The sequence below is a fragment of the Hansschlegelia beijingensis genome (assembly GCF_014196425.1).
In the GTDB taxonomy this organism is placed as follows: Bacteria; Pseudomonadota; Alphaproteobacteria; order Rhizobiales; family Methylopilaceae; genus Methylopila; species Methylopila beijingensis.
In genome coordinates this window covers 350188-363789 of sequence record NZ_JACIDR010000001.1, presented here as the reverse complement: position 1 = coordinate 363789, position 13602 = coordinate 350188, and the positions used below count along the sequence as shown (strand labels likewise).

Annotated in this window: 12 protein-coding genes; 8 read left to right on the top strand and 4 right to left on the bottom strand. The window is 70.0% G+C overall.

Going from position 1 to position 13602, the window contains the following annotated elements; genetic code table 11:
• The 3 genes from GGR24_RS01675 to GGR24_RS01665 all read right to left on the bottom strand — a co-directional run bounded on the left by GGR24_RS01675 (position 1) and on the right by GGR24_RS01665 (position 3759).
• Positions 1-2322 (bottom strand): molybdopterin cofactor-binding domain-containing protein, encoded by a 2322-nt coding sequence (locus tag GGR24_RS01675; RefSeq protein ID WP_183393556.1) that lies wholly within the window; start codon positions 2320-2322, stop codon positions 1-3.
• Entirely contained in the window at positions 2319-2777 is a 459-nt protein-coding gene (locus tag GGR24_RS01670; protein WP_183393555.1) for a (2Fe-2S)-binding protein, read from the bottom strand. The genes GGR24_RS01675 and GGR24_RS01670 overlap by 4 nt, the downstream gene beginning before the upstream one ends.
• 160 nt (positions 2778-2937) lie before the next feature.
• On the bottom strand, positions 2938-3759 hold the full coding sequence (locus GGR24_RS01665; protein WP_183393554.1) for an alpha/beta fold hydrolase: 822 nt from the start codon (positions 3757-3759) through the stop codon (positions 2938-2940).
• A gap of 369 nt (positions 3760-4128) precedes the next feature.
• On the opposite strand from GGR24_RS01665, the gene GGR24_RS01660 reads away from it, so the two are divergent.
• The 8 genes from GGR24_RS01660 (at position 4129) to oxc (ending at position 12623) form a co-directional block, all read left to right on the top strand.
• Positions 4129-5202, top strand: a complete 1074-nt coding sequence (locus tag GGR24_RS01660) for an LLM class flavin-dependent oxidoreductase (RefSeq protein ID WP_183393553.1) — start codon at positions 4129-4131, stop codon at positions 5200-5202.
• On the top strand, positions 5199-6056 hold the full coding sequence (locus tag GGR24_RS01655; RefSeq protein ID WP_183393552.1) for an ABC transporter permease subunit: 858 nt from the start codon (positions 5199-5201) through the stop codon (positions 6054-6056). Before GGR24_RS01660 ends, GGR24_RS01655 begins: the two co-directional genes overlap by 4 nt.
• On the top strand, positions 6053-6772 hold the full coding sequence (locus tag GGR24_RS01650; RefSeq protein WP_183393551.1) for an ABC transporter ATP-binding protein: 720 nt from the start codon (positions 6053-6055) through the stop codon (positions 6770-6772). Before GGR24_RS01655 ends, GGR24_RS01650 begins: the two co-directional genes overlap by 4 nt.
• Before the next feature lie 20 nt (positions 6773-6792).
• On the top strand, positions 6793-7788 hold the full coding sequence (locus tag GGR24_RS01645; protein ID WP_183393550.1) for an NrtA/SsuA/CpmA family ABC transporter substrate-binding protein: 996 nt from the start codon (positions 6793-6795) through the stop codon (positions 7786-7788).
• 98 nt (positions 7789-7886) lie between these two features.
• On the top strand, positions 7887-9119 hold the full coding sequence (locus GGR24_RS01640) for an acyl-CoA dehydrogenase family protein (protein ID WP_183393549.1): 1233 nt from the start codon (positions 7887-7889) through the stop codon (positions 9117-9119).
• Between the two features lie 219 nt (positions 9120-9338).
• Entirely contained in the window at positions 9339-10232 is an 894-nt protein-coding gene (locus GGR24_RS01635; RefSeq protein WP_183393548.1) for a lipid kinase, read from the top strand.
• Positions 10233-10644: 412 nt separating this feature from the next.
• Complete coding sequence (locus GGR24_RS17735) at positions 10645-10773, top strand: hypothetical protein (protein WP_281375280.1); 129 nt, start codon at positions 10645-10647, stop codon at positions 10771-10773.
• Between the two features lie 86 nt (positions 10774-10859).
• Entirely contained in the window at positions 10860-12623 is a 1764-nt protein-coding gene (gene oxc / locus GGR24_RS01630; protein ID WP_183393547.1) for an oxalyl-CoA decarboxylase, read from the top strand.
• A gap of 193 nt (positions 12624-12816) precedes the next feature.
• Here the strand turns inward: oxc and GGR24_RS01625 are convergent, their stop codons facing one another.
• Positions 12817-13524, bottom strand: a complete 708-nt coding sequence (locus GGR24_RS01625; RefSeq protein WP_183393546.1) for an alpha/beta hydrolase — start codon at positions 13522-13524, stop codon at positions 12817-12819.
• Positions 13525-13602: the final 78 nt, after the last annotated feature.

The following is a 13602-nucleotide window of genomic DNA, read 5'->3' as shown; positions in this document are numbered from 1 at the left end:
TCACGCTCCAAAATGCTTGTTGAGCGGAAGCCCGCGGATGCGCTTGCCCGTCGCCGCGAACACGGCGTTGGCGATCGCCGGCGCGACCGGGGGAACCCCAGGTTCTCCGACGCCCCCGAGCGGACCGTCATAGTCGCCCGACGGCAGCAGGTGGACGTTCAGGATCTTCGGCGAGGCGTCGATGCGGGTCAGGTCGTAGCCGTCGAAGTTTCGCTGCTCGGAGCGGCCATCCTTGAAGGTGATCTCGGCGCTGAGCCCGAGGCCCATCCCCATGATGACGGCGCCCTCCATCTGGGAGCGGATCCGTTCCGGGTTCACCTGAGGACCGCAGTCGACCGCTATGTCGACCTGCCGGACAGCAATCTCGCCGTCCTTGACCTCGACCTCGGCCGCGACCGCCGTGTAGGTCACGAAGCTGTAGTGGCCGGCGATGCCGAGGCCCCTGCCCTCGCCGAGCTTGCGCCCCCAGCCGACGCCGGCGGCCGCCGCCTCGATCGTCCGCTTCAGCCGCCCCGTATCGAGGCGATAGACGGCCGGGTCCTCGCCGTAGTTCCAGACATCGCCCAGCGCCGCCGCGTCCAGGATTCGGTCCGGGCCGATGAGTTCGAGCAGATACTCCTTCGGGTCCCGCCCGGCGGCGTGCGCGAGCTCGGCGGCGAACGACTGGATCGCGAAGGCGTGCGGAATGTTCGACACCGACCGGAACCAGCCGATCCTCACATGCGCAGGCGCTTCGGGGTTCTCGATCCGGATGTTCGGGATCGCGAACGGCAGGTTCACGAGCCCCATGCCGAGCTCGAACGGAAGTTCGTTCTTGGCTCCCTCGACATAGGTGGACCCGATCGTCGGGGCCACGCTGCGGTGGAGCCAGGCGGTCGGGAAGCCGCGTTCGTCAAGCGCGGCCTCGATCCGCTCGACGGAGACGGTGTGGTAGTAGCTGTGGCTGATGTCGTCTTCGCGTGTCCATGTGAGCTTCACCGGGGCGCCGTCCATCGCCCGGCTGCACAGCGCCGCCTCCACCACGTAGTCCGGCTTGGACTTGCGCCCGAAGCCGCCGCCCAGAAGCGTCACGTTCACCCGGACGTCGTCCAGCTTGAGGCCGAGGCGCTTGGCGAGATTGGCGCGCGTCGCCTGCGGCGCCTGGGTGCAGGTCCAGACCTCGCAGGACGTGTCGGTGGCGCGAGCCGTCGCGACCGGGGGCTCCATGGGCGCCTGGGCCAGGTGCGGGACGTAGTACTCGGCCGTCACACGCTGCTTGGCGGCGGCGAAGGCCGCGTCCACGTCGCCGTCGGCGCGAACCGTCTTGCCGGGCTTGCGGGCCGATTCCTCGAGCGCGGTCCGGAACGCCGCCGAGTCGTAGGACGCGTTCGGGCCGTCGTCCCACTCGATCTTCAGCGCCTCGCGCCCCTTGATCGCCGCCCAGGTGTTGCGCGCGACGACCGCCACCCCGCCCAACGGGTTGAACTCGGTCGGCGGCGGGGACGGCTCGATCTCGAAGACCTTGAGAACGCCCGGCACCTTCATGGCGGCGGAGGCGTCGAACTTCCTGACCCGGCCGCGGAACACGGGGGGCCGCGCGATGACTGCATAGAGCAGTCCATCGAGACGCACGTCGATCCCGTAATTCGCCTTGCCCGTGGTGAAATCGTGGTTGTCGATCAACCCGATTTCGCCCTTTCCGATGTAGCGGAAGTCGGCCGGCGCCCGGAGCTTGAGCGAGGCCGGATCGGGCAGCGGAAGCTTCGACGCACGCTCGGCGAACCGGCCCCAGTTCTCCTTCCGGCCCGAGGGCTCGTGCCGGACCATCTGGTCTCCCGCGACCACCTCGCTCGCCGGCACGCCCCATTCGGCCGCAGCCGCCTGCTCGAGCATCGTCCGGGCCGCCGCGCCGGCCCGGCGCAGCGGCATGAAGAAGTGACGGAGCGAGCGCGACCCGTCCGTGTCCTGGTTCCCGAAGACGGTTTCATCGCCCCACGCCTGGGCGACGCGGACCTTCGACCAGTCTGCGCCCAACTCCTCGGCGACCACCATGGCGATGGAGGTGCGCACGCCCTGGCCCATCTCGGAGCGGTGGCAGGTGACCGTGACGATCCCCTCGGGGTCGATCGCCACGAAGACGCGGGGATCGTCCCGCCAGCCGTTCGGCATGGCGTCCCGTCCGAACTTCAGCGGCTCGTCTTCCTTGGCGAGCACGCCCGACGGCAGGGATGCGGAGATGATCAACGCGAGCGCGCCGCCGAGGGCGGCGCGGCGGCTGACGTCGGGATTGAGAGCGCTTCGCGCGGCCTCGACCGACACGCCCGGGTTCCGCGCCACCGTCATGGCCGCACGCTCTTGGCCGCGTGCTTTATCGCGTTCCGGATGCGCGGATAGGTCCCGCAGCGGCAGAGATTGCCATACATTTCCTGATCGATGTCGTCATCGCTCGGCTGCGGCTTCTCGTTGAGCAGCGAGGCCGCCTGCATCATCTGGCCGGGCTGGCAGTAACCGCATTGGGAGACGTTGAGCTCCCTCCACGCCACCTGGACCGGATGGTTCCCGTCGGGAGACAGCCCCTCGATCGTGGTGACCTTCTTGCCGGCCGCGGCCGACACCGGCGTGACGCACCCTCTGGCGGCTTTGCCGTCGAGGTGAATCGTGCAGGCGCCGCACGCCGCGATCCCGCAGCCGAATTTTGTTCCGGTAAGGCCGAGCTCGTCGCGCAAATACCAAAGCAGCGGCATGGCCGGGTCGCCCTCATAGCGCCGCGGTTGGCCGTTGATGGTCAGATCAATCATACGTATTCGCTCCTGTGCCGGGGCGAAGACGCCCGGCCTGCGGCCGTAACGCCGCGAGGGCGGCACTTGTTCCCGATTCCCGGGACGAGCCCAATTTGACGAAAGCGCGCGGAAAGCCCGGCTCCGCGCGCCGTGGCGGCCTTCTCTGCGAAGCCAGGCGTCAACGCGCCGCCACGGGCCTCGGCGCCGCCGCTGCGCTTACCTGCAGCGCCTTCTCCAGGATGAGCCTGGGCTCAAAGTGGTGGGCCATGTGGCCGACGCCGGGGACCGAGGTGAAGCTCGCCCGCGGCAGCAGCCGTCGGAGCGCGCGGCCGTGCAGCGCGGGGTTCACGACGATGTCGATCTCGCCGCACACGATCTCGACCGGGCAGATCAGCTTCCGGTATCTGAAGAGGTTGAGCGTGAGATCGCTCCAGATCGCCAGGGAATCCTCTCCAACCGAGGCGATGCCGGCGTCGCTCCCGACCGCTTCGAAAGCCATTCGCCGCCTGAACTCCGCAGGCGCATGCTGCGGAAGGAAGATCGCGCGCCAGAGCAGCGGCAGGGAGGCGGCGTCGAGGCCCGGCCCGCCCAGGCCCGCCCGATTGCCGCCCAGACGCGCCAGCGCGCGGGGGCCGAACAGAACCGGCCCGAGCCGCGGCTCGGGGAAAACCAGCGGACCGATCACGACCACGCCCGCATAGCGCTCGGGCGCGGCGAGAGCGAGCTGAAGCGCGAGCGAGCCGCCTATGGAGTGTCCGACCAGAACCGGTCGCCGCAGCCCGAGCCGATCCATCCCCTCCCGCACGAACCTCGCCTGCTGGGAGAGAGCCCCCTGCCCGGGCGGGCGGGTGCTGGCCCCATGCCCCGGCCGGTCGAACGCGACGGTGCGAAAGCGGCGGGCGAAGGGGCCAAGAAGGCTCGCGCCCATGTCCTCGGAGGTGACGATCGTTCCGTGGATGAGCACCGCGTCCGGGCCGCTCCCGGCTTCGTAGCCGGCCAAAACCTGTCCTTCGGACAAGTCGATGCTGAGCCGGGACGCGCCCGCAGGGCAGCCGCCATCCTGCGACCGCGCCACCCCGCCCGGAGGGCGGCGCGCGCCAGTGGCCGGATCTTCAGTGATCAGGGACGCCACGCGGCTCAGCCATGCGTACTCCTTTCGGGAAGCAACGACGCTCCGATGCCTCCGTTCCGCGATCTCAGGCGCCAGGAGTTCTCCGGCGTTCGCAAAAGCGCGCCGGCTCGGCGCCAGCAGTCTCAAGGAGCCTCGGCTGCAGCCACGAAAGCAAATCCACTATTTCGATATTTTTTATAGACTGATGACCGGAGCTGCTTCTAGACTGCGCCCCAGATCGCAGGTCTGGGAGCTTTCATGTCGTTCATCCGCTTCGGAATCTGGGCCCCGGTGCACGGGCCCCGCGCGGCCGCGCAGGATCCGGCCGAACCCTATGACGCCTCGTGGGAGCACAACCGCGCGACGGTGCTGGAGGCCGAGGCGCTCGGCTACGACTCCACGCTCGTCGCGCAGCACACGGCCAACCCGCGCTTCGCGGAGCGCGACCAGCTGGAGGCCTGGGCTTCCTCCGCCGCGCTTGCGGCGCTGACGAGCCGGATCGAGATCATCGCGGCCATCAAGCCAGCGCTCTACCATCCGGTCGTGCTCGCCAAGATGGCGCTGCAGATCGAGGAGATTTCGCGGGGCCGCTTCGCCCTGAACCTCGTCAACGCCTGGAACAGGGCGGAGTTCGAAAGGGCCGGCCTCCCCTTCCTCGAGCATGACGAACGCTACGCCTACGGCGCCGAATGGCTGTGGATCGTCGAGCGGCTTCTGCGAGGCGAGACGGTCGACCATCGCGGCAGGCACTTCACGGTCGAGGGCTACAGGCTGGCGCCCGCGGGGCGCTTCCGTCCCCGTCCGCGCATCTATCTGGGCGGGGAGTCGGAGCCGGCGCGGGACCTCGCGGCGGCGCAGAGCGACGTCTGGTTCATCAACGGCCAGCCGCTTCCCGCGGTGGCGACCCTGATCCAGGACGCGAAGGCTCGGCCGCGCCGCGGCGCCGGGCTGCGCTTCGGGCTGGCGGCCTTCGTGATCGCGCGGGAGACCGAGGCCGAGGCCCAGGCGGAGCACCGCCGACTGGTCGCGCTCGCCGAACTGGACCGGCCTGACAAGGCGGCGCAGCGGGCGCACGCCGACAGCAAGGTCGTGATGCTGCAGACGATGGCGAAGCACGCCTTCGTGGGCACCAATGGCGGCACCGCGGCCGGGCTCGTCGGCTCCTACGATCAGGTCGCCGAGCGCATCTGGGCGTTCCATCAGGCCGGCGTGGAGCTGTTCATGCTCCAGTTCCAGCCGCTGCGCGCCGAAATGCGACGCTTCGCCGAGGAAGTCTTCCCGCGGGTCGGCAGGGCGGCGCCGCTCGCCCCTCTGCTCTCGGGGGCGAAATGAGCGTCGCCGAGATCCACCCGACGGGCGGCTTCGCGCCGGCGAGCGCGCCGCTCGCAAAGCCCCGCGCGCCGCGCCGGGCTCCCTCCGGATCGTGGCTGTTCGCGCTCTCCTGGGCGGCGCCGCTGATCCTGCTCGTCGTCTGGGAGACGCTCTGCCGCTCCGGCTATGTCGCGCCGCAGATCCTTCCAGCGCCGAGCAAGGTGGCCGCGACCGCGGTCAGGCTCGCCTCCACGGGCGGCCTGTTCAACGATCTCGCCGTCAGTCTCGCCCGCGCGGCGACCGGCTTCGCCATCGGCGGGCTACTCGGCTTCACGCTCGGGGTGGCGGTCGGCTTCTCGCGCGTCGCGGAGGCCGCGATCGACCGGAGCGTGCAGATGGTGCGCGCCGTGCCGTTCCTGGCCGCGCTGCCGCTGACCATCATCTGGTTCGGCGTCGGCGAGGGACAGAAGATCTTCCTCGTTTCGCTCGGCGTGCTGTTCCCGATCTACGTGAACACCGTGCTCGGCATCCGGCAGGTCGATCCGAAGCTGCTGGAGCTCGGCCGCGTCCAGGGCCTGTCGCACTGGACCACGATCCGTCGGATCGTGCTGCCCGGCGCCCTGCCCTCGATCCTGACCGGCCTGCGCTACGCGCTCGCGGTCGCCTGGCTCGCGCTCGTGGTGGCCGAGACCGTCGGCGCGCAGGCGGGGCTCGGCTTCCTCGCCATGGACGCGCGCGAGTTCCTGCGCACCGACGTGATCGTGCTGACGATCGTGATCTACGCTCTGATCGGCGCGGGCTCGGACTGGATCGCGCGGCTGCTCGAGCGGCGGCTGTTGCGCTGGCACCCGAACTTCGGGGGCGGCGGTCGATGAGCGCCGCCGTCATCGTCCGGCGCCTCGTCCGCCGCTACGGCGAGCGCACGGTCATCGACGGGCTCGACCTCGTGATCGACCGCGGCGAGTTCGTCGCCCTGCTCGGCGAAAGCGGCTGCGGCAAGACCACCCTGCTGCGCGCGCTCTCCGGCCTCGATCCGATCGACGGCGGCAGCATCCAGGCCCCCGGCAAGCCCGCCGTGGTGTTCCAGGAGCACCGGTTGCTTCCCTGGGACAGCCTGTGGCGCAACGTGTCGCTCGGGCAGCCCGCGGAGAACGCGCGCCAGCGCGCCGCGGCGGCGCTCGCCGAGGTTGGACTCGGCCAGCGGCTCGACGACTGGCCGCGCAACCTGTCGGGCGGACAGGCGCAGCGAGTCGCGCTCGCCCGCGCTCTGGTGCAGCAGCCGGAACTGCTGCTGCTCGACGAGCCGTTCGCGGCCCTCGACGCGCTGACCCGCCTCAAGATGCAGGCGCTGGTCAAGGAGCTGGTCGCCCGCCATCGCCCTGGCGTGCTGCTCGTCACCCATGACGTCGACGAGGCGATCGGCCTCGCCGACCGGATTCTCGTGATGCGCGGAGGCGCGATCGCCTTCGAGCGCAGGCTCGACGGCGAGCCGCATCCCGGCCTGCGCGAAGAGCTGCTCGCGCAGCTGGGCGTGGCGCCCGGCCCCCGCGGCGCCGCGCATCGCCCGGCGCCCTCTCTCAACACCCTCTGAGTCGCAAACCGAGTCCCGACATGCCCTCGTTCAAGAAACTGTCGCGCCGCTCCCTCCTCGCGGCCGCCGCCGCAACCTCCGGCGCAGTCGCGCTCGGGCTGAAGCCGGGGGCGGCGCTCTCCCGCAACACCGACAAGGTGCGGCTGACCTTCGGCCCGTCCGGAGGGCTGACGCTGATCGCCAAGGAACGCGGCGCGTTCGAGAAGACGCTCGCCGACCAGGGCCTCAAGGTCGAGTGGGTTGGCCCCTTCCCGAACCATGCCCCGACTCTGCAGGCCGTGACCGGAAACAGCGCCGACTTCTCGTTCGGCGGCTCCACGACGCCCGCGCTGGCGGCGATCATCGCCGGCTCCCCGCTCGTGTTCACCCAGTTCCTGATCTACCGGCCGCGCACGACGGCGATCATCGCCCGGGACGGCTCCGGCATCGACAGCGTGAAGGACCTCGTGGGCAAGTCGGTCGCGGTCAACCGCTCCGGGCTTGGCGAGTTTCTGCTCGTCGCCGCGCTCGAGAAGAACGGTCTCGACCGCAGCCAGGTGAAGTTCGTCTATCTGAACCCGCCGGACGCCGCGCCCGCGCTCGCTTCCGGCAAGGTCGACGCGTGGTCGATGTGGAGCCCCGGGGTCGACATCGCGCGCGTCGAATACAAGGCGCACGACGTCTTCATCGAAGAGCGCGACCTCGACTTCCAGATCGACTTCACGACCTGGCTCACGCGCCGTCAGTTCGCGGAGGAGAACGCCGACATCGTCCGCGCCGTGAACGCCGCCTTCAAGGCAGAGGCCGACTGGGCGAGCGCGAGCCCCGAGGACGCCGAGAAGATCGCGCAGGGCGCGCCGCCCCGCTACGGCGACGTCGTGCGCGAGAACTTCCTCAAGCTGAAGCGTCGCTACGAGATCTATCCGGTCACCGACCAGGACTTCGTGGCCCGGCTGCAGAACGCGGCGGACTGGCTGGTCGAGCGCAAGGTGCTGCCCGAGAAGGTCACCGTCAGCGAGCTGCTGGCGAAGGTCTGATCTCCGCAGGCGCTTCCGCCCTGACCGCCGCCGCGGCCTGCGCGTACGCGCGGGTCGCGGAACGAACGCGCCCCCGCCTGTCGCCCGAAGAGGATCCGATGAACGCTATCGCCCCGGCCATCCGGTTCAAGGGACCGGCCATCCCGCGCCTCGGCTCTCCGGAGCTGAAGGCCCTGCTCGCTGGAATCGCCCAGGGGGCCTCCGAACGCGACGCCAAGCGCATCCTGCCGTTCGAGCAGGTGGAGCTCGTCCGCCGCGCGCGGCTCGGCGCGCTTCGCGTGCCGAAGGACGAAGGCGGCGGCGGCGCCTCGCTGCGCGAGGTGTTCGCGACCGTCATCGCGCTCGGCGAGGCCGACCCGAACGTGGCGCAGATCCTGCGCAACCATTTCGGCTTCGTGGAGCGCTTCTGCCAGCCGGCGCCGGGCGGCGCGCATCGGCGCTGGGCGCGGCTGGTCGCCGGCGGAGAGATCGTCGGTCTCGCCATGACCGAGCTCAACAACCGGAGCGTCGGCGGCGTGGACTTCGACACCAGGCTCAGCCCCAGCGGCGACGGCTACGTGCTGAACGGGACCAAGTATTTCAGCACCGGCACGCTGTTCGCCGACTACGTCACGGTGCGCGCGCAGGACCTCGCGGGCCGCTTCGTGACCGTGGTCATCCCGGTCGACCGCGAGGGCGTCACGCGCGTCGACGACTGGGACGGCTTCGGGCAACGCCTCACGGGCACCGGCTCCACGATCTTCGAGAACGCGGCCGTCGCACGGGACGAGGCGGTGTTCGACGACGAGAGCCGCGGCCTCGCCTACGACCGCCCCTATCACGGCTCTTTCCAGCAGCTGTTCCTCACCTCGATCGTCGCCGGGATCATCCGCTCCGCCGCCGCCGACGCGGCCGCGCTGGTGAAGCGCCGCGCCCGCTCCTTCTCCTTCGCGCCGGCCGAGAAGCCGGCCGACGACCCGATCCTGCAGCAGGCTGTCGGCGAGATCGCGAGCGCGGCCTTCGCGGCCGAGGCGGCGGTGCTCGCGGCGGCCGAGGCTCTCGACCGCGCGGTCGAGAGCCGTGTCGACGGTGCGCCGGATCTCGAAGCGGCCCATGAGGGCGCGCTCGCGGCTGCCAAGGCCAAGGTGATCGTCGATGAACTCGCGATCCGCTCAGGCTCACGCATCTTCGACGTCGGGGGCGCGAGCTCGACGAGGCGAGGCGCCAATCTCGACCGGCACTGGCGGAACGCCCGCACGCTCGCGACCCACAACCCCGCCGCCTATAAGGCGCGCGGCGTCGGCCAGCACCTGATCTCGGGCGAGCGCGTGCCGCTCACGGGGTTTTTCTGAAAGGAAGCGGGCGGCGGCTTTTCGCCGCCCGCGGGCCTTCGTGCGGATGACGCGACGAGGTCGAGAGCGCGATGGCCTCGCGCAGACGCCGTTCTCTTCGCTCCGGTCGCCCTCCTGAAGCCCGCGGCCGAGAAGTGGCGGCGGGCATGTCGAAAGACAGCGCCACGGACGCGCGGCGCGCTAGATAGTCGGCGAGAGTCATTGGGGAGCCGACCGTTCATGCGTCGCGCGTTGCTCGTCGTAAACGCCAAAAGCCGTAGCGGCGAGGCGGCAGCCAAGCAGATTCGGGAAGAGCTGGAGGGCCGCGGCTTCGCCGTCACCCCCCTCGACTGCGACACGCCCGACAAGACCTCGGCCCTGATCGCGCGGGAGGGACCCGCCTACGACGTGATCGTGGTCGGCGGCGGCGACGGCAGCATGAACGCCGCGGCGCGCGGCGTCGTGGACGCCGGGCGGCCGCTCGGCCTCGTGCCGACCGGCACCGCCAACGATCTCGCGCGCACGCTCGACATTCCGGCCGACATTCCGGAGGCGTGCCGCATCATCGCGGAAGGCGAGGTCCGCCAGATCGACCTCGGCGAGGTCAACGGCCGGCTGTTCTTCAACGTCGCGAGCATCGGCCTGAGCGCCGAACTCGCCAAGTCGCTGACCAGCGAGATCAAGCAGCGCTTCGGCAAGCTCGGCTATCTGATCACGGCGCTCAAGGTGCTGGCCCGCGCCAGGCCTTTCCGGGTCCGCATCCGCAGCGCGGACAGGACGTGCCGGGCGCTGACCCTGCAGGTCGCGATCGGCAACGGGCGCTATTATGGCGGCGGCAACGTGATCGAGCAGGACGCCGAGATCGACGACGGCCGGCTCGATCTCTACAGCCTGGAGTTCTCGCGGGCCTGGCGGCTCGCGCTCATGCTCCGCTCTTTCCGCGCGGGCGAGCACGGCGCGTGGAGCGAGGTGCGGGCGATGTCCGGCCACGAATTCGAGATCCGCACGCGTCGCCCCCGCTCGGTCAACGCCGACGGCGAGATCGTCACCAAGACGCCGGCGACCTTCCGGCTGCTGCCCCGCGCGATCTCGGTGATCGCCCCTCCCAAACAGCCGCCGTCCGAGGCGGACTGACGGGCGGGCGCCCGGGACTCCGGGGCCGCGGAACGGGTCGCGCCAGCGGCGTTCTCTGGTCGGAAGAGGCCGGGCGCCGCCCCACGAGGTTTCGCCGCTCGTGGCCCCCGGCGTCCGACGAAATCGCCCCGGCCGCAATGGGCCGACGCGCGCATTTGGCAATGGGTCGATCGAAGATCGTATTGACGCTTGGCATCTGGCATGCCAGTGTTCTGGACAACGTACTGACGCGCTGAAACACGTCCATATGCGCTCCACGACTTTCGTTGGAGACCGGATGAGGGCGCGACTGAGGGTCGGATACTTGGTCTCCTGAAGAGAGGCCGCTTCGGGCTCAGGAAAACTAAATAAGACGCGTCATTCCAGAGACCGGTCAACCGGCGGCGGCGCGAAGGGATCGAGGAGACGGCCCATGACAGCCACGAGGCTGACGCCGCCAGCAGCACGGTTCTGTTCGATGGCCCGCGGAGACGGCGCGGCGCGCCGCCCCTCGCCGCAGATCCAGCGCCCGGCCAGCCGGCGCGCCCTGTTCGAGCTCTGAAGCGGTCGCAACGTCACGTGCCCCACACGCCAGGCGCCTAGCAACAACGGCTGGATGAACAGCCAAGAATTCTCCGGAGGAAGCAAATGTCCGCAGTAGCGCAGCTGATCAACTCCACGACCGCCGACGTCAGCATGGCCGAAGCCGACGCTCCCCAGGAGCTGACGGACGGCTTTCACCTCGTCATCGACGCGCTGAAGCTGAACGGCATCGAGACGATCTATGGCGTGCCGGGCATTCCGATCACCGATCTCGGCCGCATGGCGCAGGCTGAAGGCATCCGCGTGGTGTCGTTCCGCCATGAGCAGAACGCCGGCAACGCGGCCGCGATCGCGGGCTTCCTGACCAAGAAGCCGGGCGTCTGCCTGACGGTGTCCGCTCCGGGCTTCCTCAACGGCCTCACCGCCCTCGCCAACGCCACCACCAACTGCTTCCCGATGATCCTCATCTCGGGCTCCTCGGAGCGCGAGATCGTCGACCTGCAGCAGGGCGACTATGAGGAGATGGACCAGCTCGCGATCGCCAAGCCGCTCTGCAAGGCGGCGTTCCGCGTGCTTCACGCCGAGGACATCGGCATCGGCGTCGCGCGCGCCATCCGCGCCGCGGTTTCGGGCCGTCCGGGCGGCGTCTATCTCGATCTGCCGGCGAAGCTGTTCTCCCAGGTGCTCGACGCCGCCAAGGGCGAGCGTTCCCTGGTTAAGGTCATCGACCCGGCCCCGGCCCAGCTGCCGGCCCCCTCGGCCGTCAAGCGCGCCATGGACCTGCTCAAGAGCGCCAAGCGCCCGCTGATCGTTCTCGGCAAGGGCGCCGCCTACGCCCAGGCTGACGACGAGATCCGCCAGTTCGTCGAGAAGAGCGGCATCCCCTACATTCCGATGAGCATGGCGAAGGGCCTCCTGCCCGACAACCACCCGCTCTCGGCGGGCGCCGCCCGCTCGACGGTGCTCAAGGACTCCGACGTCGTGGTGCTGGTCGGCGCGCGCCTGAACTGGCTGCTCAGCCACGGCAAGGGCAAGCAGTGGGGCGAGCCGGGCTCCAAGAAGTTCATCCAGATCGACATCGAGCCGAAGGAGATGGACTCCAACGTCGAGATCGCCGCGCCGCTCGTGGGCGATATCGGCTCCGTGGTCTCCGCGCTGCTCGCCGGGATCGACTCCAGCTGGCCGGGCGTGCCCGCCGAGTGGACCGAGACCATCAAGGCCAAGAAGGACGCCAACATCTCCAAGATGGCGGCGAAGCTCGGCAAGAACTCCTCGCCGATGTGCTTCCACACCGCGCTCGGCGCCCTGAAGCAGGTCATCAAGGAGCGGCCGGACGCGATCCTCGTCAACGAGGGCGCCAACACGCTCGATCTCGCCCGCGGCATCATCGACATGTACCAGCCGCGCAAGCGCCTGGACGTCGGCACCTGGGGCGTGATGGGCATCGGCATGGGCTTCGCGATCGCGGCCGCGATCGAGACCGGCAAGCCCGTCCTGGCGGTCGAGGGCGACTCGGCCTTCGGGTTCTCAGGCATGGAGGTCGAGACGATCTGCCGGTACAACCTCCCGGTGTGCATCGTGATCTTCAACAACAACGGCATCTATCGCGGCACCGACATGGACCCGACCGGCCGCGACCCCGGCACGACCGTGTTCGTGAAGGACTCGCGCTACGACAAGATGATGGAGGCCTTCGGCGGCGTCGGCGTCCACGTGACGACGCCGGACGAGCTGAAGCGCGCCGTCGACGAGGCGATGGACTCCGGCCGCCCGACGCTCATCAACGCGGTGATCGACCCGGCGGCCGGCAGCGAGAGCGGCAACATCGGCAGCCTCAACCCGCAGAGCGTGGTCGTCCGCAAGAAGTAACCCTGACGACGGACGCCCTGGGCTCCCCTCCTCACGGCATCCGAACCCCGGCGGGCGCAAGCCCGCCGGTTTTTTTTTGTCCTGTGGGCCGGAGCCCGGCGCGGCCGGGCAGCCGCAGCAGCCGCCGCGCGCTCCAGATTTCCGGATCAGGCGTTGAGGCAGGCCGGACGCGGCGGCGCCCGGCGGGAAGGCGTCAGGACTGGGCCACCGAGACGGCGGCCGTCGGCGCCATGAAGAAGTCCACGGCCTGCGAGACCACCGTCGGCTGCCAGGCGTGCGGTCCGGCATACTCGACATAGGAGACGTCGTAGCCCGCCTCGGTCAGCCTCGCGGCGTGGACCCGGGCGCTGCGCTCGATCGGGATCTGCTCGTCGCGCGTGCCGTGCGAGATGAAGATCTTCGGCGCGCCGGTCTGAAGATGCACCGACATGAAGCCGGCCGACGAGATCACCAGATGGCTGACGAACGCCCCGTTGGCGAGGCCGAGCGACAGGGCGTAGCTGCCGCCGTCGGAGTGGCCCGCGAACACGAAGCGGCTCGGGTCCAGGAGGAATCGCGCGGCGACCGCCCCGAGGGCGGCGTCCAGCCGCTCGCGGTCCGGCCCATGGCCGGCGATCACCAGGTCCCAGGTCGGAAACAGCGATTGCGGCGCGAGCAGCAGGAAGCGCCGCCGCGCGGCGTGCTCCTCCAGCATCGGCAGGATCTTGGCCGCGTGGCCGCCGCCGCCGTGGAACAGCGTCACCAGCGGCGTCGGCCGGCGCGCGTCGATCCCCTCGGGCACGTAGAGCACCGCGTCGCGCTGGTCGAACAGCCCCAGGGCGTTCCGACCGGGAGGCAGCGGCGGCAGGGTCGGCAGCCGGTGGGCGAAGTCGAGCCGGCCGGCCAGGTGGGGGTCGATCATGAGGCCCCGTTTTGGATGGCGCACGCCTCACAGGACGAGGCCGGGAAAAGAAAATGGCGGCGCGTTGGAACGCGCCGC

Excerpts from the sequence above, each read along its gene's own strand:
- GGR24_RS01675 (WP_183393556.1), bottom strand. The coding sequence starts at position 2,322 with ATGACGGTGGCGCGGAACCCGGGCGTGTCGGTCGAGGCCGCGCGAAGC.
- GGR24_RS01670 (WP_183393555.1), bottom strand. The coding sequence starts at position 2,777 with ATGATTGATCTGACCATCAACGGCCAACCGCGGCGCTATGAGGGCGAC.
- GGR24_RS01660 (WP_183393553.1), top strand. The coding sequence starts at position 4,129 with ATGTCGTTCATCCGCTTCGGAATCTGGGCCCCGGTGCACGGGCCCCGC.
- GGR24_RS01655 (WP_183393552.1), top strand. The coding sequence starts at position 5,199 with ATGAGCGTCGCCGAGATCCACCCGACGGGCGGCTTCGCGCCGGCGAGC.
- GGR24_RS01650 (WP_183393551.1), top strand. The coding sequence starts at position 6,053 with ATGAGCGCCGCCGTCATCGTCCGGCGCCTCGTCCGCCGCTACGGCGAG.
- GGR24_RS01645 (WP_183393550.1), top strand. The coding sequence starts at position 6,793 with ATGCCCTCGTTCAAGAAACTGTCGCGCCGCTCCCTCCTCGCGGCCGCC.
- GGR24_RS01640 (WP_183393549.1), top strand. The coding sequence starts at position 7,887 with ATGAACGCTATCGCCCCGGCCATCCGGTTCAAGGGACCGGCCATCCCG.
- GGR24_RS01635 (WP_183393548.1), top strand. The coding sequence starts at position 9,339 with ATGCGTCGCGCGTTGCTCGTCGTAAACGCCAAAAGCCGTAGCGGCGAG.
- GGR24_RS17735 (WP_281375280.1), top strand. The coding sequence starts at position 10,645 with ATGACAGCCACGAGGCTGACGCCGCCAGCAGCACGGTTCTGTTCGATG.
- oxc (WP_183393547.1), top strand. The coding sequence starts at position 10,860 with ATGTCCGCAGTAGCGCAGCTGATCAACTCCACGACCGCCGACGTCAGC.
- GGR24_RS01625 (WP_183393546.1), bottom strand. The coding sequence starts at position 13,524 with ATGATCGACCCCCACCTGGCCGGCCGGCTCGACTTCGCCCACCGGCTG.